Below are 20,741 nucleotides of genomic sequence, written 5' to 3'. Positions count from 1 at the left end.
ATAGCTTTACTTTATGCATTCCTTCCGTGGCAGTTTTTGTATTTCTTACCGCTTCCGCAAGGACAAGGATCATTGCGTCCTACGGTCTTCTCGGCACGGATAGGTTCGCGTCTTGGTTGTTCACGCGTATCTTGTGCCGCAGCGGCCTGCTGGTTCGGGTCATTCAAATCAACCTTCTGTTCACGATACTTGCTCATATCCTGGCGTTGTTCCGGAGCAGCCTGGCGCACCTCTACTTGACGGGGAGCCTGGGGAGCCTCAGGGGCTTCAGCCGGAGCCTCTTGTACCGGGATTTGTCCACGCATTAAGATAGAGATAGTCTGATTATTAATCTTATTCACCATGGCATCAAACAAGTTCACAGATTCCAGCTTGTAAATCAGCAACGGGTCTTTCTGCTCGTAACTTGCATTCTGCACGGAGTGTTTCAGCTCGTCCAGCTCGCGCAGGTTTTCTTTCCATGCTTCGTCGATAACGTGCAGCAAGATGGATTTCTCGAATGACTTCACCACCTCCTTACATTCTGTCTCATAAGCTTTCTTCAGGTTGCAGGAGATGTTGTACATACGTTTTCCGTCTGTGATGGGGATAAGTATGTTTTCGTACATGTGTCCCTGCGTTTCGTATACTTGCTTGATGACCGGATAGGCTATCTGTGCCATACGTTCTGTCTTGCGTTTGAAGAGTTCCATGGCAGCGTCGAATGTTCTGTCTGCCAGTTTTTCTTTCTTCTCATTACGGAATTCCTCTTCGGTGAAAGGTACTTCCATGGCAAGCGTCTGGAGCACATCCATCTTGCAGTTTTCGTAGTCGGGCGCTTCGACGGCGTTGGCACAACGGTCCCAAATCATGTTCACGATATCCATACCGATACGTTCGCCCATCAAAGCGTGGCGGCGTTTGGTGTAGACTACTGTACGTTGTTTGTTCATCACGTCGTCATATTCCAACAGACGCTTACGAATACCGAAGTTGTTCTCCTCAACTTTCTTTTGCGCACGTTCAATGGACTTGGAAATCATGCCGTGTTCAATCATTTCACCTTCTTTGAAACCCAGTTTGTCCATTACACTGGCAATGCGGTCACTGGAGAACAAACGCATCAAGTCATCTTCCAAAGATACGAAGAATACAGAAGAACCCGGGTCGCCTTGACGTCCTGCACGACCACGTAACTGACGGTCCACACGGCGTGATTCGTGGCGTTCTGTACCGATGATGGCAAGACCGCCTGCAGCTTTCACTTCCGGACTCAGCTTGATGTCGGTACCACGACCGGCCATATTGGTAGCGATGGTTACAGCACATTTCAAACCGGCAGTAGCTACAATATCTGCTTCCTTCTGATGCAGTTTGGCATTCAATACACTGTGCTCAATCTTGCGCATGGTAAGCATCTTGCTCAGCATCTCAGAGATTTCGACAGAGGTGGTACCCACCAGTACGGGGCGTCCTGCCGCCACCATTTTCTCTATCTCTTCGATGACGGCTTTATATTTTTCGCGTTTTGTTTTGTAAACGCGGTCGTTCATGTCGATACGGGCAATGGGGCGGTTGGTTGGAATAACCACTACGTCCAGTTTGTAGATGTCCCACAATTCGCCGGCTTCAGTCTCTGCCGTACCGGTCATACCGGACAGCTTGTGGTACATACGGAAGTAGTTCTGCAGCGTAATGGTGGCAAAAGTCTGTGTGGCAGCTTCTACCTTCACGCCTTCCTTGGCTTCGATGGCTTGGTGCAAACCGTCAGAATAACGACGTCCTTCCATGATACGTCCCGTCTGCTCATCCACAATCTTCACTTGGCCGTCGATTACCACATATTCGTCATCTTTCTCGAACATGGTGTATGCCTTCAACAGTTGGTTGATGGTATGCACACGTTCGCTTTTGATGGCATAGTTGGTCATCAGGGCATCCTTCTTTTCAAGGCGCTGTTCGTCTGTTAGCTCTGTTTCGTTTTCCAGGGCAGAGAGTTGCGCGGTGATATCAGGGAGTACGAAGAAAGTGGGGTCCTCTACATTGCCACTAATCAAGTCTACGCCCTTGTCTGTCAGATCCACACTGTTCATTTTCTCTTCGATAACGAAGTACAGCGGGTCAGTCACCTCGTGCATGCGCTTGTTGTTTTGCTCCATGTAGATTTCTTCGGTCTTCAGCATACCGGCCTTGATGCCTTGTTCGCTGAGGAACTTGATGAGCGCCTTGTTCTTGGGCAAACACTTGTGGCTGCGGTACAAAGCGAGGAAGCCTTCTTCCTGGTCTTTCTTATCGTTTGATGCAATCAGGCGCTTGGCATCGGCCAGATATTGGGTAGCCAGTTTTTTCTGAGCTTCTACCAAGCGTTCCACTTGCGGGCGGAGCTGTTCGAAGAGTTGGTCGTCGCCTTTGGGAACCGGTCCGGAGATAATCAGCGGAGTACGGGCATCATCAATCAATACTGAGTCTACCTCATCGACAATGGCATAATTATGCTGGCGCTGTACCAGGTCTTTGGGGCTGATAGCCATGTTGTCACGCAGGTAGTCGAAACCGAATTCATTGTTTGTACCGAACGTGATGTCTGCCAGATAAGCTTTGCGACGGGCGTCAGAGTTGGGCTGGTGCTTGTCGATGCAATCTACACTCAAACCGTGGAACATGTAAAGAGGGCCCATCCATTCGGAGTCACGTTTTGCCAGATAGTCGTTCACTGTTACCACGTGCACGCCATTACCGGTCAGGGCATTGAGGAATACCGGTAGGGTAGCTACCAATGTCTTACCTTCACCGGTTGCCATTTCGGCAATCTTACCTTTATGCAGAACCACACCACCGAATAGCTGTACATCATAATGTACCATGTTCCATACGGTATCGTTACCACCTGCTATCCAATGGTTCTGGTAGATGGCTTTATCTCCTTCGATGCGTACAAAATCTTTAGTGGCAGCCAGTTGACGGTCAAAATCGGTAGCTGTAACCACTACTTCTTCATTTTCAGAGAACCGTTTGGCTGTTTCCTTTACAATAGAGAAAGCGGTGGGTAATACTTCGTCCAGCGCTTTTTCATAAATCTCCAATATCTCTTTCTCGATTTTGTCGATTTGGTTGAAGAGGTCTTCGCGTTTTTCCAGTTCGGTATCTTCAACGCTGGCTTTCAGTTCTTCCACTTTGGCGCGTTGTTCGGCTGCCGAATCGTGGATGTAGGCTTTCAGTTCTTCTGTCTTGGCGCGTAGGGCGTCGTTGTCGAGTTTGGCTACTTCCGGGTAAGCGGCTTTGATTTTCTCCACCCACGGTTGTATTTCTTTCATGTCGCGTGTGGATTTGTTGCCGAAAATCGAGCTTAAAAATTCATTAAATCCCATTATATATTTGTTTTTATTATTATTGCTGAGTTAGTTGAGCGTGCAAAGTTACTGATTTCTATACAGATTATCCAGATTTGCACAGATTATTTTAGAATCAAAAGTCAAGGGGAGATGCTGTACTTGCATTAGGGGCGCGGATGCGCATTACACTTGCCAAGGTAGGGGCAATGCGGTCAATACTGATGGGGGTACGGATGGTTTCAGCCTTCATTCCTCCTCCCAATAAAATGAGGGGAGCAGGAATATCGGCCGTACGTACTACACGGTTATCAGTACTATTTTCCTGCATGATAGTCCAGCCCGGGAGTATTTCAATGAGCAAATCGCCAGAGCGCTTGCGATGAAAACTATTGCGTATACGTTCTATTTGCGGTGACCAGGGGCCCAAAAGCAGGCGATGAGCTGAATATACTTCGCTCACGCCACTAAACTGAACCAGAAATTCGGCAGATTTTTCTTGAATTTCAGTCAGGCTCAACTGCTTGTTCTCAATAAGTTTATGGTTGAGATAGATTTGTTGGTCATAATAAGCTTCCACATATTGTCCCTCGCCATAGGATGCCATGAGGTACATGTTTAGCAGGGCGGCACAGCGGTTCAGGTAGAATTCACCACCCGGTATCCGGTATACGCCCGGGTCGGCTGCTTCCGGGTCGGCATAGCCGGTGGAGGTGATGCAGAAAAGTACGTTGTGGAGCCCAACTTTACGTTCTATGAGCTCTAATAAGGAAGCTATACTACGGTCCAGTCGCACGTAGGTGTCTTGCATTTCCATGGCACATTCCTGCGTACTTCGGTGGTTATAATTTCCTGCGTAGTAAGTCAGCGATAATAGGTCGGGCACGTCATCTTGTCCGATAGTGCTCTTATTCAGCAGCTCTTCGGTCAGCAGGTTGACTTCCTCATTGATGAAAGGGCTGGTTATCAAGCGGCGGAACTTGTTTGTCCGTTCACCATCCAGCTTGTATTTGAATGGCTCGTTGCGCCATTCGGGCAGAAATGTATAGTTGGTAAAAGGAAGTGCAGGTGTCCATACCATATCCTTGATACGGTAGTCAGGAGATTTCCGGTCGTTGTATTGGCTCAGCCACCACGGAAATTCATTATAATAAGTCGTACTGCACCATTTTCCGGTATTGTTATTAAGCCAGAAAGCACCGTTCCCCGCGTGCCCGGCACCCAATATGGCGGCATCGCGGAACGGCGCGATGGCATAGACCAGACCTTTGTTGCGGGTAGCTATTTTCAGCTCGTCGGCAATAGTAGAGGTCAGTAATTGGGAGGGGGAAGTGCTTTCGTCGGTATAGTTGCCCATGAAGTTGGGGTCTTCTACACAGTTTATGGGGCGTAGTGTACCTGCATCCAGCCACTGCTCTGCAATGATGCCGTTCATGGACGGTGTTGTCCCGGTATAGATGGCGGCAATGGCCGAGGCTCGGTCCGTTCCGCAAAAAGGAAATTCTGCTTGACGGAATACTTTACCTTCACGCAGTAAGCGCTTAAACCCCTTTTCTCCGTATAAGGACGAAAATGCTTCCATATAGTCTGTACGCAACTGGTCAATGGTCAATGTTACCACCAGCTTTGGGGAGGCAGGCAGCGGTTGGGCTTGCAGACCACTGAATGTAAGTGCGAGTATGGAAGTTATCAGTCCTTTTTTCATTACTTTCGTTTGTATGTTAGAATGAGGTTGCTTGCAGAACGTATCAGCAAACACAGTGCCAAAGGTAATACTGCTGGCGGAATTCTCTGCGGAATTATTGTCCAAAGCCCTATAAAAAGTGTTAAAACTACAAAATCAACCAGCATATAGCGGCTTATTTCCCTTTTTCGTACCCTGGATAGCATGAATGGAAGGCAGAAAAGGTGAAATGGATGGAATACAAATAATATATAATTGGGACTTACTGCCGGATGCTGTGAGAATAGTGCTAAAAATGCCAGTATACATCCAGCCATTCCGGCAACCAAGAAGAGTATGAGGTCTATGCCCCAAAGAGTTTTCCCTCTTCGTATGCCGTAAATGCTGATGCCTGCTACAAGTATCAGTAATAGCGAAGCCGACTGCATCGGTGTGATGCCTCTGCTGACGAAGTCGGCTGGTGTTTTACCCGTTACTACGATTTTTTCTTCTTTGGCAACCAGTGGCCGTGCTTGTCCTTCTTTGTCCACAATCTGCGCTTTATTGAAATACTCCTGCATGTAGAAGGGGACGAACATTGCCAGCCGCCGGTTGATGGGTTCGTCTGCTTTGCTGCCCATGCATAGGTCCATGCCGAAACGTGACCACAAATGGCCTTCACTGTATTTATGCAGCAAATCCCTGAAAGAGATTCCCGTACTGTTAGCAGTCATATTGTCAGCGTATTGCAGAGTGCCGTTGATGGCACGCTCTATCTGGTCCCGCGGGCGGGTGGCACAATTGTCGTAGAAAAAATTGTAGCGGTATACTCGGTTTTCAGGGCGGTAGTTCTCTGTCAATAGTGCTATCAGGCGTTCTTTTTCCTCTTCTGTTAGATTTAACGTTTGTTGCCAGACATCGCGTCCCAGATAGTTGTATTCGGCGGCGAAATGCTCATAATCGGTTACTCCAAGTTGATAATCCGTTTCTCCCAAGGCAAAACGGAAGATGAAGTTAGGGGCGTTGAAGTTGAACATGCCGTAATTGAAGACGGCGTCAATGCCACGTGTATAGTTCTCGTACCGTATGGCAGTGTGTCCGAATAGGGAATAAATCTCTCCTCCTGCAGCGCAAGTCAGTAGGCTGACGCGTACGGAGTCTGTTGCAGCAGTCTTTTGCTGTTGTGTCACCTGGGCATTTGCTGAAGGCAAACAGAAGAAAAAGATTACTATATATATATGTATAAGTAGGCTTCGTTTCATGCTGCAAACTTACGGAAAAAACTAATATTATCCCAATTTGTGATTAGGAACTAAAGCGATTATTCGCGTTATTCCGGTCATCTGTGTCCGAAGAATCTTTTTTAATTATGAACTTGATACAATTCTTAATTCGCATTATTGGTTGTTTTGAATCAACTGTCGAGTACGAGTGGTAGGTATTTTCTATTTACAAACGATACGGGTGCAAGAAATAGTGGTATATTGAACCTGATTCAGTCGTATACTGAATGCCATTCAATCGTATACTGAATAGGGCTCAGTCGTATACTGAATGTAGCGCATTTAGTTGTATTGATAATCAGGTGGTTGTGGTATGATGTTGCGGCTTTAATAAATCTCAACAGAATGTAAAAGTGGCATTGTGGTTGTTTGGTGTGGATGTGAATAAGAATTCTTGTGCAGTTGTTCTTCTAATAAAGAGATGGTTTCTGCTGAATTTCAATATTAATGTTATATCTTTGCGCCGCTAAATTTATGCAATACGGTGAATCTCATTATTGATATAGGAAATACAATCGCCAAGATGGCGGTGTTTGATGGTGGACGTATCGTGGAGGTGGTGTATGACTCCAATCTGACGTTGGAACGGTTGCCTGAAGTATGCCGTACATATACGATTGAAAAAGCGATAGTGGCTACTGTCATTGATTTGAGTAGAGAGGTGTTGTCGCAACTGGAAGATATGGCTGTCCCCATTCTGTGGCTCAATGAAAAGACTTCTCTTCCGGTAGAAAACCTCTATGAAACTCCCCGGACGCTGGGGTATGATCGTATGGCGGCGGTGGTAGGAGCCAATGAGCAATTTCCTGGCAGGGATATACTGGTGATTGATGCCGGTACCTGTATCACTTATGAGTTTGTTGATGCTGCTGCCCGCTATCATGGCGGGAATATCTCTCCCGGCTTGCAGATGCGTTTCAAGGCGCTTCATCAGTTTACCGGACGGCTTCCAATGGTGGCTCTTGAGGGGCGGATGGTGCCCATGGGGAAGGATACCGATACAGCTATCCGTGCCGGAGTACTGAAGGGTATTGAATATGAAATTTCAGGTTACGTTACGGCTATGAAGCATAAATATCCTGAACTTTTGGTTTTTTTAACGGGCGGGGATGATTTTTCTTTTGATACAAACTTAAAAAGTATCATCTTTGCAGACAGATTTTTAGTGTTGAAAGGATTAAATAGAATTTTAAACTATAATAATGACAGGCTATAGACAATCACTGTTAGTGCTCTTGCTCACGATATTATCAGGAGCGGCAGTCGCTCAAAATAATACAAATTCTCCCTATACACGATATGGATATGGACAGTTATCTGAACAAGGCTCAAGTAACAGCAGGGCGATGGGTGGTATTGCCTATGGTTTACGAGACAAGTATCAGACAAACTTCGCTAATCCAGCATCCTATACGGCGGTAGATTCGCTGACTTTTATCTTTGATGGAGCAGTCTCTTTACAGAATACAAACCTCAGTAACGGTACTCTGAAACGAAATGCCAAGAATTCCAGTTTTGATTACATCACGATGCAGTTTCGTGCAAGTAAATGGGCTGCCATAAGCTTGGGATTGTTGCCTTATTCGAATGTGGGATACAGCATGGGAGAGTACCGGGAAGATACGGAATTCCCAGACAAATCTACGACGGTAAGCTATTCGGGAGAAGGAGGTCTGCATCAGCTTTATTTAGGTGCGGGCTTTAAAATAATTAAAAATCTTTCTGTCGGTGCGAATTTTTCGTATCTTTGGGGAGATATAACAAGGACCGCTGCGGAAACCTTTCCGTCCAGTTCAAGTGTATTTCCTATTACAATACAGTCTAATGTGGCTGTAAAGAGTTATAAGTTGGATTTTGGAGCGCAGTACACCCATCAGTTTGGGAAAAAGCATGTTGCAACGTTGGGAGTCGTCTTTTCTCCGGGGCATGATTTGAGTAACGATGCGTACGAAGTTACGCAGACTGGTGATAGCAATACGGGAGCTACTTCGGCAACGAGGGATACTATTGTTACTTGCGGCATTCCGACAACATTTGGCGCAGGTGTGACGTACGTGTACGACAATCGTCTGACGGTAGGAGCGGATGTGATGTTCCAGAATTGGAGCAAAGTGAGCTATATGAACAATGACGAGGCGTTTTGCGACCGTGGAAGAATATCCGTTGGTGCAGAGTATCTGCCGAATCCTATGGGAAGAAGTTATTTGTCTCATGTGAAGTATCGTTTGGGAGCTTATTATTCCAAACCTTATTATAAGATAGACGGTGTACGTGCCGCTGATGAATATGGTGTTACTGCCGGTTTTGGATTACCCATACCGAGAACCCGTTCTGTATTGAGCCTTTCTGCGCAATACGTGCGAACCAAAGGAACCCAAGCAGCGTTCTTGAACGAAAATACATTGCGCATTTGTATCGGAGTAACCTTTAACGAACGTTGGTTCTTCAAGCGTAAAGTGGATTAATGGAAATTGAATAGACAAAAATATAACAACTAAAATTTAAATACAATGAAAATTAAGACGCTTGTGGCTGTCTTGCTCCTTTCGGGTGGAGTGACCAGCACTTTCGCACAGACTGAAAATTGTAATTCGAACAGTAGTATCTCTCATGAAGCAGTGAGAGCTGGTAACTTTAAGGATGCATACGCTCCTTGTATGGCTGTATTGAAGGATTGTCCTACACTGCGGTATTACACATTTACAGATGCTCAGAAGATTTTAGTGGGTTTCTTGAGTCAGATTAAGGATAGAAATTCTGCTGATTACAAGAAGTATTTTGATGAGTTGATGGATGTATATGATTTGAGAATGAAGTACATTCCTGAATTCATTGGTAAGGGAATGAAGGGCGTGCCGAGTGTGGCTGATGCCTTGGGTGCCAAAGCTGTGGATTATCTTCAGTTCGCTCCTGCTCCGGACCTTAATACGGCTTATAATTGGCTGAAAGAATCTGTTCATGCTGAAAAGGGTGGTTCCAAAGGTGCGGTGTTGCACTATTTCCTGGATACTTCCATGCAGAAGGTAAAGGCTGATGATAATCATACCGACCAGTTCTTCCAGGATTATATTGATGCTTCCAAGTATGCAGATGACGCACTTGCTGCTGAAACCAAGGAAGCTAAGAAGGCTAACTTGCAAGCTATCAAGGATAACCTCGTGGCCATGTTCATTCAGAGTGGTGTAGCTGATTGTGAATCTTTGCAGAATATCTATGGTCCTAAGGTGGAGGCAAGCAAGACTGACTCCGCTTTCTTGAAGAAGGCATTGAACATCCTGAAATTGATGAAGTGCAACGAAAGCGAAGTTTACTTCAAGGCATCTGAGTACATGTATCAGATTGACCCGACTGCCGATGCAGCTGTAGGTGTAGCATACATGTACTATAAGAAAGGTGACTATGACAATGCCGTGAAGTATTTTGATGAAGCATTGGCTAAAGAAACTGATAATGACAAGAAGGCTGAAATGGCATACGCTACTGCCGCAGCCTTGATGCAGGCCAAGAAACTCTCTCAGGCAAGAAGCTACTGCCAAAAGGCTATGAGCTTTAAGGAGAACTATGGAGAGCCTTATATTTTACTGGCACAGCTTTACGGCTCCAATCCTAACTGGACCGATGAGCCTGCTCTGAATAAGTGTACTTACTTTGTAGTAATTGACAAGCTGCAGAGAGCTAAAGCTGTAGATCCTTCAGTTACAGAACGTGCTAACGAATTGATTAGTACTTATTCCCGCCACACTCCCCAGGCTAAAGACCTCTTTATGTTGGGTTACAAAGCTGGTGACCGTATCACTATCGGTGGATGGATAGGTGAATCTACAACTATCAGATAAAATCATGTTGCTACAACCCATCAACATTGTTTATCATAAAAATGCGAGCATAACCATTGTCCTTGGGGCAATGGTTATGCTTCTTTTATTTTCTTCGTGTTCCGGGAAGAAGAAGGAGCTGGGAGATGCCATTACCGAGCGTGACTCTATGGCAGTGATGGATACCCGCGGGGTGACTACACTGGTTTCTGATTCCGGTGTAACGCGTTACCGCATCAATACGGAAGAGTGGCTGGTCTTTGACCGGAAGAATCCTCCTTACTGGGCTTTTGAAAAGGGGGTCTATTTGGAGAAGTTCGACTCTATCTTCCAAGTGGAGGCAAGTATCAAGGCTGATACAGCCTACTTCTTTAATAAGGAGGAGTTGTGGAAACTGATGGGGAATGTGCATATACAGAATTTGAAAGGTGAGCAGTTTGATACAGAGCTGCTGTATTGGGACCAGCGGGCACAAAGAATTTATTCGGATGAGTTTATCCGTATCGAGCAGCCTGACCGTATCATTACGGGACATGGCTTTGAATCCAATCAGCAGATGACTGTTTACACGATTCGCAAGCCGGAGGGTATCTTCTATGTTGACGAGGAGACTGCCGCAGCAGACAGCTTGCAGACTGATACCATAAATTGATAAAATGGATACCGTTATTTTTTTATTGATAACCATGGCTTTCTCTGCTTTCTTTTCAGGAATGGAGATTGCCTTTGTTTCCGTAGATAAACTGCGCTTTGAGATGGAAAGGAAGTCAGGCGTCACTTCCGGTATCATTTCCTATTTCCTTCGCAACCCGAATAACTTCATCTCGACCATGCTGGTGGGTAATAACATCGCGCTTGTCATTTATGGTATCTTGATGGCACAAATCATAGAGGTGAATCTTCTTGCCGGAATTATTTCCAATCATTTTGTAATGGTGTTGGTGCAGACTGTAATTTCCACTCTTATTATTTTGGTAACCGGTGAGTTCTTGCCGAAGACTTTGTTTAAAATCAATCCCAATCTGATGCTGAGGGTATGTGCCATTCCTTTATTTATATGTTATGTCATTCTGTTTCCTGTTTCAAAGTTTGCATCGGGATTGTCGTATCTGTTCCTTCGGATATTTGGGATGAAAGTAAACAAGGAGGCGTCGGCCAAGGCTTTTGGCAAAGTGGATTTGGATTACTTCATCCAGTCGAGCATAGAGAATGCGGAAAGTGAAGAAGAACTGGATGCAGAGGTAAAGATATTCCAAAATGCGCTTGACTTTTCGAATATAAAGATACGCGACTGTATTGTACCGCGTACAGAGGTGGTAGCTGTAGATCTGACCACTACATTGGAAGAATTGAAATGTCTTTTTGTGGAGTCGGGTATTTCCAAAATCATAGTATATGATGGAAATATAGATAATGTGGTGGGATATATTCACTCGTCGGAGATGTTCAGGAATCCGGTGGACTGGAGGAATAACGTGAAGGAAGTGCCTATTGTACCCGAAACGATGTCGGCCCACAAACTGATGAAACTGTTCATGCAACAGAAAAAAACGATTGCTGTAGTGGTGGACGAATTCGGTGGTACGGCAGGTATCGTCTCTTTAGAGGATTTGGTGGAAGAAATTTTTGGCGATATTGAGGATGAGCATGATAACACATCCTATGTGTGTAAGCAGTTGGGTGAGCGTGAATATGTGCTTTCGGCCCGTCTGGAAATAGAAAAGGTAAATGAGACTTTCGGGCTCGACCTGCCGGAATCGGATGATTATCTGACAGTGGGCGGTCTGATTCTGAACCGTTATCAAAGTTTCCCGAAACTGCATGAAGTGATTGAGGTGGATAACTATCAGTTTAAAATAATCAAGGTAACAGCTACCAAAATTGAGTTGGTGAGACTGAAAGTCATTGAATAATTTCATTTAGGCGTAATTTTTTAAAGAATAAATGGATGCGTATTAGCATTTTTTGTATCTTCGTGCGCTAAAATGAACATGTTAGGAAAATAATAATAAACAAATAAATCATATTAACTAAAATGGCAACATTACAAAACATTCGGTCTAAAGGACCTTTATTGGTGATTGTTATTGGTTTGGCGCTGTTTGCTTTCATCGCAGGTGACGCGTGGAAAGTGCTTCAGCCACACCAGTCACAAGACGTAGGTGAAGTGAACGGGGAATCAATTTCCGCTCAGGATTTTCAAGCATTGGTAGAAGAATATACAGAAGTCATCAAGTTCTCCAGTGGCAACAGTGCATTGAGCGATGAGCAGACAAACCAAATCAAAGATGAAGTATGGAGAACATACGTCAATAATAAGCTGATTGAAAAGGAAGCAAAGAAACTCGGTCTGGTTGTATCGAAGGCTGAGATTCAGGCTATCATTAATGCCGGTGTGCATCCGATGCTGCAACAGACTCCGTTCCGTAATCCTCAGACCGGTGCGTTTGATAAGGATATGTTGAAGAAGTTCTTGGTGGACTATTCAAAAATGAATAAGGCACAGATGCCTTCACAATATGCAGAATACTATGAATCCATGTACAAGTTCTGGTCTTTCCTCGAAAAGTCTCTTATCCAGGCACGTCTTCAAGAGAAGTATCAAGCTTTGATTACAAAATCCCTTTTCTCCAACCCGGTAGAAGCTCAGGACGCTTTTGATGCAAGAGTAGAGCAGTCAGACCTGCTGCTTGCTGCAGTTCCCTATTCTTCTATCGTTGACTCTACCATCGTTATCAAGGATTCTGATTTGAAGGCTGCATACGACAAGAAGAAAGAACAGTTCAAGCAATATGTGGAAACTCGCAATATCAAGTTCATTGATGTGCAAGTTACTGCAAGTGCAGAAGACAGAGCTGCTCTCCAGAAGGAAATGGAAGAATACACTGAACAACTTACTGCCAATCCTTCTGACTATACTACCTTTATCCGTTCTACCGGTTCCGAAGCTCCTTATACAGACTTGTTCTACACTACTAAGTCTCTGCCTGCTGATGTGACAGCCCGTTTGGACTCTGTTGCGGTGGGTGGTGTATTCGGACCTTATTATAACGTATCGGACAATACTCTTAACTCTTTCAAGAAATTGGCTACTGCTGCTATGCCGGACTCTATCGAGTTCCGTCAGATTCAGGTAGTTGCCGAAGATGCTGAAAAGACGAAGACTTTAGCCGACAGCATCTACAATGCTATTAAGGGTGGTGCCAGCTTTGCTGAAATTGCGAAGAAGTACGGTCAGACCGGTGAGCCTACCTGGATCTCTTCAGCTAACTACGAAGGCGCACAGATTGACGGTGACAACTTGAAATATATTACTGCTGTCACTACTTTGGGACAGAACGAACTGACCAATCTGGCGTTGGGACAAGCAAATGTCATTTTGCAAGTAACCAACAAGAAGGCTGTCAAGGATAAATATAAGGTAGCCGTTATCAAGCGTCCGGTAGAATTCAGCAAGGAAACTTACAGCAAGGCATACAATGAGTTTAGCCAGTTCATCGCTGCAAACAATACTTTAGAGAAAATGATTGCCAATGCGGAAGATGCCGGTTACAAGTTGCTGGATAGAGCCGACTTGTACAGCTCTGAACATGGTATCGGTGGTATCAGAGGAACCAAAGATGCTTTGAAATGGGCGTTTGAGGCAAAAGCCGGTGAAGTTTCCGGTTTGTACGAATGTGGCGAGAGCGACCGTATGCTGGTAGTAGGTGTTGCAAGTATTGTTCCTGAAGGTTATCGCCCACTGGCTTTGGTAAAGGACCAGTTGAGAGCTGAAATTCTCCGTGACAAGAAAGCAGAGAAGATTATGGCTGATATGAAGGCTGCCAATGCAACTTCGTTCGAGCAGTACAAGAATATGGCAAATGCTGTTAATGATTCTGTAAAGCACGTTACTTTCTCTGCTCCTGCCTATATCCCGGCATTGCGTAGCAGCGAACCTCTGGTAGGCGCATACGCTTCTATTGCCGAAGTGAACAAGCTGAGTGCTCCTATCAAGGGTAACGGTGGTGTATTCGTTCTGCAACCTTATGCAAAAGAGAAGCTGAACGAAACATTCAACAAGGAAACTGAAGAGGCTAACTTGGCTAACATGCATGCACGCATGGCAAGCCAGTTCATCAGTGACTTGTATCTGAAAGCCAACGTAAAAGACCAACGTTATTTATTCTTCTAAGAATAGAAAACCCATATTGAAAAGCCGTTCGGTACTCCCGGGCGGCTTTTTCATTCTCTGTACATTTCATTTTCTATACTCTCCGTTGTCTTTGTGCAACTTTATTCCTACCTTTGCATTCTTGAAAGAGTTTTGTTTTTAATGAAAAACGATATGCAGAAACGACCTCTATTGGGCTTGACGCTCTCTGAATTGCAGAATGTGGTGAAGAATCTGGGAATGCCCGGTTTCTCTGCCAAGCAGATAGCTTCCTGGCTGTATGACAAGAAGGTGACTTCTATAGACGAAATGAGCAATCTTTCGTTGAAGCATCGGGAATTGCTGAAAGAAATCTATGAGGTAGGTGCCGAAGCGCCGGTAGATGCCATGCGCTCTGTAGACGGTACGGTGAAATACTTGTACCGGGCAGGCGAGGGGCATTTCGTGGAAGCTGTCTATATACCCGACGAAGACAGGGCTACGCTTTGTGTCTCCTCGCAGGTGGGCTGTAAGATGAATTGCAAGTTCTGTATGACCGGCAAACAAGGTTTTACTGCCAATCTGACATCCAACCAGATTATTAATCAAATCAATTCGTTGCCCGAAAGGGACAAGCTTACCAATGTGGTAATGATGGGCATGGGTGAACCACTTGATAATCTGGACGAGGTATTGAAAGCGCTGGAAATAATGACCGCCTCTTATGGGTATGCGTGGAGTCCCAAGCGTGTTACACTTTCTTCTGTGGGATTGAAGAAGGGCTTGCAGCGTTTTATTGAGGAATCGGACTGCCATCTGGCTATCAGCCTTCATTCGCCGATACCTTTGCAACGCCGCGAACTGATGCCGGCAGAGAAGGCGTTCTCCATCACGGAGATTGTGGAATTGTTAAGAAACTATGATTTTAGCAAACAGCGCAGACTATCTTTTGAATATATTGTTTTCAAAGGAGTGAATGACTCGTTACCGTATGCAAAGGAACTTCTGAAGCTGCTACGCGGGCTGGACTGCCGGATTAACCTGATTCGTTTTCATGCCATACCTGGAGTGAATCTTGAAGGGGCTGATATGGAAACCATGACTGCGTTCCGTGATTATCTGACTTCGCACGGTCTGTTTACCACTATACGGTCATCGCGTGGAGAGGATATATTTGCCGCTTGTGGCATGTTGTCCACTGCCAAGCAGGAGGAGAATAAAGAAGAATTAATATAAATTATTAACTTAGGTAGGGAGGATATTACGCATTCTTCGTAGCTTTGTGAAAAACTAAAATGATAGAGATATGAGAAAGCACTTGTTTTATTTAAGTATGGTTCTCGTACTGACACTTTTTTCCGCTTGCGGTGGTGGTAAAAAGGGTGTGTTTACTCCGACCTCCAGTGGTCGTGCGTATGAAGTTCTGGTAGTGGTGGAGCCCGGCTTGTGGGAACGTCCTGCCGGTAGGGCGCTTTTCGATGTGCTTGATTCTGATGTTCCGGGGCTTCCCCAGTCAGAACGTTCATTCCGAATCATGTATACTGCCCCTTCCAATTATGATGCCACTTTAAAACTGATTCGCAATATCATTATTGTCGATGTGAACAAGGACCTCTATACCCAGCCTAAATTCAAGTATGCAAGGAATGTATATGCTGCTCCTCAGTCTATTCTCACTATTCAGGCACCGGACGAGGCTTCGTTCGAGAAATTTGTGGAGGAGAATAGGCAGGTAATCATCGATTTCTTTACCCATGCGGAAATGAATCGTCAGATTTCAGTATTGAAGGACAAGCATAGCGACTATATAGCAACGAAGGTGAAAAGCCAGTTCGATTGCGATGTATGGGTGCCGGGCGAACTGACATCTACCAAGGAGGGTGAGAACTTCTTCTGGGCAGGTACGAATGCAGCTACCGGCGACCAGAACTTTGTAATCTACTCTTATCCTTATACGGATAAGGATACGTTTACTAAAGAATATTTTGTTCATAAACGCGATTCCGTGATGAAGGTTAATATCCCTGGTGCCCGTGAAGGCATGTATATGTCGACGGATTCTCTGATGACCGATGTACGCCCCATCAGTGTGCAGGGAGACTATGCACTGGAGGCCCGCGGCTTGTGGCGCATAAAGGGTGACTTCATGGGCGGTCCGTTCGTATCGCATGTACGTTTGGACAAGGCCAATCAGCGTATTATCGTATCTGAAATATTTATTTATTCACCTGATAAAATGAAACGTAATCTGGTACGTCAGATGGAGGCTTCGCTCTATACCTTGAAACTGCCCGGCAGCAAGCAGGAAGGTACGGAAATTCCGGTAGGCGTAACCTCAAAAGATACTACTAATAATAAGTAATAAAAATGGAAGACAACAAAATAAGAGTCGGCATTACACAAGGCGACATTAATGGTGTAGGGTATGAAGTGATTTTAAAGACGTTTGCAGACCCGGTGATGCTGGAATTGTGCACGCCGATTATCTACGGTTCGCCTAAAGTGGCAGCTTATCATCGTAAATCATTGGACTTGCCTACCAACTTCAGTATCGTCAACTCCGCCTCCGAAGCGGTTCCCAATCGCTTGAGTGTAGTGAACTGTACGGATGATGAAGTAAAGGTTGAGTTCTCTAAACCTGACGTTGAAGCTGGTAAAGCTGCACTTGGTGCACTGGAAAAAGCCATTGAGGAATATAAGGAGGGAATGATAGACGTGATTGTCACAGCTCCCATCAACAAGCATACCATCCAGTCGGAGGAGTTTGCCTTCCCCGGACATACGGAGTATATAGAGCAAAAATTGGGAGATGGCGAGAAGGCCCTTATGATTCTGATGAAAGATGACTTCCGGGTAGCATTGGTGACCGGACATATTCCCGTTAAAGAGATAGCCGGAAGCATCACCAAAGAACTGATACAAGAAAAACTGAAGATATTCAACCGCTCCTTGAAGCAGGATTTTGCTATCAGCGCACCGCGTATTGCAGTGCTTTCGCTGAATCCGCATGCAGGAGACGGCGGATTGCTGGGAACTGAAGAGCAGGAGATTATCATTCCGGCCATCAACGAAATGGCTGCTAAGGGTATGCTTTGCTATGGTCCTTATCCGGCAGACGGGTTTATGGGCTCAGATAACTTTACCCATTTTGATGGTATCCTGGCCATGTATCACGACCAGGGGCTGGCACCGTTCAAGGCATTGGCTATGGACGAGGGCGTGAACTATACTGCCGGCTTGCCGGTGATACGCACTTCGCCTGCTCATGGCACGGCCTACGATATTGCCGGGAAAGGAATCGCCTCTGAAGATTCATTCCGGCAGGCTATCTATGTGGCAATAGATGTGTTCCGTAACCGCCAGCGTGAGAAAGAGGCACATGCAAATCCGCTGCGCAAGCAATATTACGAGAAACGTGACGATAGCGACAAACTGAAACTCGATAGTGTAGAAGAAGATTTGTAGAATGACAAAAGCGGAAATACAACAAGTAAAATTACGTTTCGGCATTATCGGCAACAATGAAGCGCTGATGCGTGCCATTGATATCGCTATCCAGGTAGCGCCCACCGACTTGTCTGTACTGATTACCGGAGAGAGTGGTGTGGGAAAGGAGAGCTTTCCGCAGATAATACACCAGTACAGCCGGCGCAAGCATGGACAGTACATTGCCGTGAACTGTGGAGCCATTCCCGAAGGGACGATTGACTCGGAACTGTTCGGTCATGAGAAGGGCGCATTTACCGGGGCTATCGGCGAACGGAAGGGGTATTTCGGTGAGGCCAACGGCGGAACAATCTTCCTTGATGAAGTCGGCGAATTGCCTTTGCCTACCCAGGCACGCTTGTTGCGTGTGCTCGAGAGCGGTGAATTCATCAAAGTAGGTTCTTCTAAGGTGGAAAAGACCGATGTGCGTATTGTTGCCGCTACCAATGTAAACTTGACACAAGCCATTGCTGACGGACGTTTTCGTGAAGACTTGTATTACCGTTTGAACACAGTTCCTATTCAGGTCCCTCCATTGCGCGAACGCGGTGAAGACGTGGTGCTGCTGTTCCGAAAGTTTGCTTCGGACTTTGCAGAAAAGTACCGTATGCCTGCCATTCAGCTGACGGAAGACGGCAAGCAAGTGTTGCTGGGCTACTCATGGCCGGGTAATGTGCGCCAGTTGAAGAATATCACCGAGCAGATATCCATCATTGAGACCAATCGTGAAATCAATGCATCCATACTGAAGGGCTATCTGCCTGAGCAGAACAATATGCAGCGCCTGCCTGCCTTGTTTGGAGTGAAGGAGGACAAGAGCTTTGGGAGTGAACGGGAAATTCTCTACCAGGTTCTGTTTGATATGCGCCAGGATGTAACGGACTTGAAAAAGTTGGTGCATGAGATTATGGCTGAAAGGGGAACGGTAGCCAATCCGGCGGTTGCCACATCGGCCTACTATACGCCGGCTACTCCGGCGGTGGTACCTCCGGTAACATCCAGTGTCCCCACCATTATACATCCTTCGGTAAAGCCGGTTACTCCGGTGGACGATGATTTCCAGGATACGGAAGAATATGTGGAGGAGTCACTCTCCCTGGATGAAGTGGAGAAAGAAATGATACGTAAGGCGCTTGAAAAACATCACGGCAAGCGTAAGAGTGCGGCTCAGGATTTGAATATCTCTGAGCGTACGTTATACAGAAAGATAAAAGAATATGGATTGGATTAAAAAAGCGGCATTTGCTTCCTTGTTGGTAAGCTTGTTATTTCTGGTGAATTCATGTAGTATGAAGTTGGGACTTGCTCCGATAAGCTCTATCGACTATACAAAGGTAAAAACGATTTCCATTGCCGATTTCCAGAACCGGGCAGAGTATGTATATGCACCGCTGGCAACAGAATTTAACCAGAAAATGAAGGATATGTTCATTCAGCAGACTCGCCTGCAACTGGTGAATTCCGGAGGAGACCTGGAAATAGACGGAGAAATAACCGGCTACAATCAATATAATGAATCGGTGGATGCCAGCGGCTACTCTTCGAAGGTGAAGGTGACGCTGACTGTCAACGTGCGCTACACCAATAACACGAACCATGAGGAGGACTTTGAACAGCAGTTCTCGGCTTTCCAGACCTATGATTCCTCAAAATTGCTGACCGAAGTGCAGGACCAGCTGATAACCTTGATGGTGAAAGACATTGCCGAACAGATTTTCAATGCAACTGTAGCTAACTGGTAAACTCATGACGCCTACCCATTTGCAACAATGGATTCAGCATCCCGAGACGCTGAATAGGGATACTTTGTACGAGCTTCGCACATTGGTGGCACGCTATCCTTATTTCCAGTCGCTCCGTTTGCTCTATCTGAAAAACCTCTATCTGCTGCACGACATCAACTTTGGCGCGGAGTTGCGCAAGGCTGTGTTGTATGTGGCAGACCGTCGTGTGCTGTTTTACTTTATAGAGGGTGACCGCTATACTTTGAAATCCCGGAAGGTCTCGTCGCTGTTTTCCGGCGATTTGGAGAAAGAGCCGAGTGTGGACCGTACCCTTTCCTTGATTGACGCATTTCTGGCTACTGTTCCCGAAGAGCATTCACAGCATACGGAGCTGGATTATGCGGTGGATTATACGGCCTATTTAATGCAGGAAGAACCCGGTGTGGATGCAGAAGATGAGTCGGAAGTGCCTAAACTGCGCGGGCATGAATTGATAGATGACTTTATCCAAAAGAGTGAGTCTTCGGATGCCTCGGATACGAGAAGGGAGTTTCTTGTAGAGAAGGAGGAAGAGACTGAAGAAGAGGAAGAACCCTCCGTATCGCCGGTAACGGAAGAGTTGGACGATAGCTGTTTTACGGAAACTTTAGCCAAAATCTATATAAAACAGCACCGATATGACAAGGCGCTTGAAATTATTAAAAAATTAAGTTTGAATTATCCAAAAAAAAATGCTTACTTTGCAGACCAAATCAGATTTTTGGAGAAATTGATTATTAACGCTAAATCAAAATAACAAAATGTATTTATTATTAGTTATCTTAATGCTGATTGCATCTGTGCTGATGTGCTTCATTGTATTGATTCAAAATTCTAAAGGAGGTGGTCTGGCATCAGGCTTTTCATCATCCAACCAAATTATGGGTGTGCGCAAGACTACGGACTTTTTGGAAAAAGCAACCTGGACTCTGGCAGCTGTCATGGTAGTCTTCAGTATTGTTTCTGCTTACACTATTCCTTCTTCCACAGGCAAGGGCGGTGATGTGATTCTGGAACAGGCGCAACAAGAAGAAAAAACTAATCCTTATAACATGCCCGTAGGTACAGAAGCTCCGCAATCGGAGGCCCCTGCAGCTACAACTCCGGCTGAAGCTCCTGCTCCTGCAGCAGAAGCCCCTGCAGCAGAATAAGATAAGGATATTGCGGATGACTCCCGCTTGGAAAAATAAGAGAAAGGTTGATACTGAAAAGGTGTCAGCCTTTTTTCGTTTTGATGAAGTATTTATTTACCTTTGTCAGCAATTTATGCAATCTGATTAATAAATTGAAA

General features: G+C 45.5%; 16 protein-coding genes. 13 read left to right on the top strand and 3 right to left on the bottom strand.

Annotated elements, in window-relative coordinates; genetic code table 11:
• Nucleotides 1-11 precede the first annotated feature (11 nt).
• The 3 genes from secA to DW039_RS01025 all read right to left on the bottom strand — a co-directional run bounded on the left by secA (nucleotide 12) and on the right by DW039_RS01025 (nucleotide 6,233).
• Nucleotides 12-3,347, bottom strand: a complete 3,336-nt coding sequence (secA, locus tag DW039_RS01035; RefSeq protein ID WP_120381573.1) for a preprotein translocase subunit SecA — start codon at nucleotides 3,345-3,347, stop codon at nucleotides 12-14.
• 97 nt (nucleotides 3,348-3,444) lie between these two features.
• Entirely contained in the window at nucleotides 3,445-5,013 is a 1,569-nt protein-coding gene (locus tag DW039_RS01030) for an alkaline phosphatase family protein (RefSeq protein ID WP_005831961.1), read from the bottom strand.
• Nucleotides 5,013-6,233, bottom strand: a complete 1,221-nt coding sequence (locus DW039_RS01025) for a DUF4105 domain-containing protein (protein ID WP_044468557.1) — start codon at nucleotides 6,231-6,233, stop codon at nucleotides 5,013-5,015. The genes DW039_RS01030 and DW039_RS01025 overlap by 1 nt, the downstream gene beginning before the upstream one ends.
• Before the next feature lie 505 nt (nucleotides 6,234-6,738).
• Here DW039_RS01025 and DW039_RS01020 point away from each other — a divergent pair.
• The 13 genes from DW039_RS01020 to secG all read left to right on the top strand — a co-directional run bounded on the left by DW039_RS01020 (nucleotide 6,739) and on the right by secG (nucleotide 20,601).
• Nucleotides 6,739-7,470 carry a type III pantothenate kinase gene (locus DW039_RS01020; protein ID WP_044468995.1) on the top strand — a complete coding sequence of 244 codons (732 nt, stop codon included), beginning with the start codon at nucleotides 6,739-6,741 and terminating at the stop codon, nucleotides 7,468-7,470.
• Entirely contained in the window at nucleotides 7,457-8,719 is a 1,263-nt protein-coding gene (locus tag DW039_RS01015; RefSeq protein ID WP_044468996.1) for a membrane protein, read from the top strand. The genes DW039_RS01020 and DW039_RS01015 overlap by 14 nt, the downstream gene beginning before the upstream one ends.
• A gap of 45 nt (nucleotides 8,720-8,764) precedes the next feature.
• Nucleotides 8,765-10,090, top strand: a complete 1,326-nt coding sequence (locus DW039_RS01010; protein WP_005831953.1) for a M48 family metallopeptidase — start codon at nucleotides 8,765-8,767, stop codon at nucleotides 10,088-10,090.
• 4 nt (nucleotides 10,091-10,094) lie between these two features.
• A complete protein-coding gene (gene lptC / locus DW039_RS01005) occupies nucleotides 10,095-10,721 on the top strand; it encodes an LPS export ABC transporter periplasmic protein LptC (protein ID WP_005831952.1) in 627 nt (208 codons plus the stop codon).
• 4 nt (nucleotides 10,722-10,725) lie between these two features.
• Nucleotides 10,726-11,982: a hemolysin family protein gene (locus DW039_RS01000; protein WP_005831951.1), complete on the top strand. Its 1,257-nt coding sequence runs from the start codon at nucleotides 10,726-10,728 to the stop codon at nucleotides 11,980-11,982.
• Between the two features lie 122 nt (nucleotides 11,983-12,104).
• A complete protein-coding gene (locus tag DW039_RS00995; protein WP_120381572.1) occupies nucleotides 12,105-14,243 on the top strand; it encodes a SurA N-terminal domain-containing protein in 2,139 nt (712 codons plus the stop codon).
• Between the two features lie 153 nt (nucleotides 14,244-14,396).
• Nucleotides 14,397-15,437: a 23S rRNA (adenine(2503)-C(2))-methyltransferase RlmN gene (gene rlmN, locus DW039_RS00990; RefSeq protein ID WP_022401941.1), complete on the top strand. Its 1,041-nt coding sequence runs from the start codon at nucleotides 14,397-14,399 to the stop codon at nucleotides 15,435-15,437.
• A 70-nt stretch (nucleotides 15,438-15,507) separates the two neighbouring features.
• A complete protein-coding gene (locus DW039_RS00985) occupies nucleotides 15,508-16,563 on the top strand; it encodes a DUF4837 family protein (RefSeq protein ID WP_016272888.1) in 1,056 nt (351 codons plus the stop codon).
• Between the two features lie 5 nt (nucleotides 16,564-16,568).
• Nucleotides 16,569-17,666, top strand: coding sequence for a 4-hydroxythreonine-4-phosphate dehydrogenase PdxA (pdxA, locus tag DW039_RS00980; protein WP_005831943.1), 1,098 nt, complete (start codon nucleotides 16,569-16,571; stop codon nucleotides 17,664-17,666).
• Nucleotide 17,667: 1 nt separating this feature from the next.
• Nucleotides 17,668-18,918: a sigma-54-dependent Fis family transcriptional regulator gene (locus DW039_RS00975; RefSeq protein WP_005831941.1), complete on the top strand. Its 1,251-nt coding sequence runs from the start codon at nucleotides 17,668-17,670 to the stop codon at nucleotides 18,916-18,918.
• Nucleotides 18,905-19,429 (top strand): LptE family protein, encoded by a 525-nt coding sequence (locus DW039_RS00970; protein WP_005831940.1) that lies wholly within the window; start codon nucleotides 18,905-18,907, stop codon nucleotides 19,427-19,429. The genes DW039_RS00975 and DW039_RS00970 overlap by 14 nt, the downstream gene beginning before the upstream one ends.
• Nucleotides 19,430-19,433: 4 nt before the next feature.
• Nucleotides 19,434-20,207 (top strand): hypothetical protein, encoded by a 774-nt coding sequence (locus DW039_RS00965; protein ID WP_005831938.1) that lies wholly within the window; start codon nucleotides 19,434-19,436, stop codon nucleotides 20,205-20,207.
• A gap of 4 nt (nucleotides 20,208-20,211) precedes the next feature.
• Entirely contained in the window at nucleotides 20,212-20,601 is a 390-nt protein-coding gene (gene secG / locus DW039_RS00960) for a preprotein translocase subunit SecG (RefSeq protein ID WP_009038088.1), read from the top strand.
• Nucleotides 20,602-20,741: the final 140 nt, after the last annotated feature.

It is taken from the genome of Bacteroides sp. AF39-16AC, from assembly GCF_003602735.1.
Classification (GTDB): Bacteria; Bacteroidota; Bacteroidia; order Bacteroidales; family Bacteroidaceae; genus Bacteroides; species Bacteroides uniformis.
The sequence above is the reverse complement of the archived record's forward strand: the minus strand, read 5'-3'. Positions and strand labels throughout refer to the sequence as shown.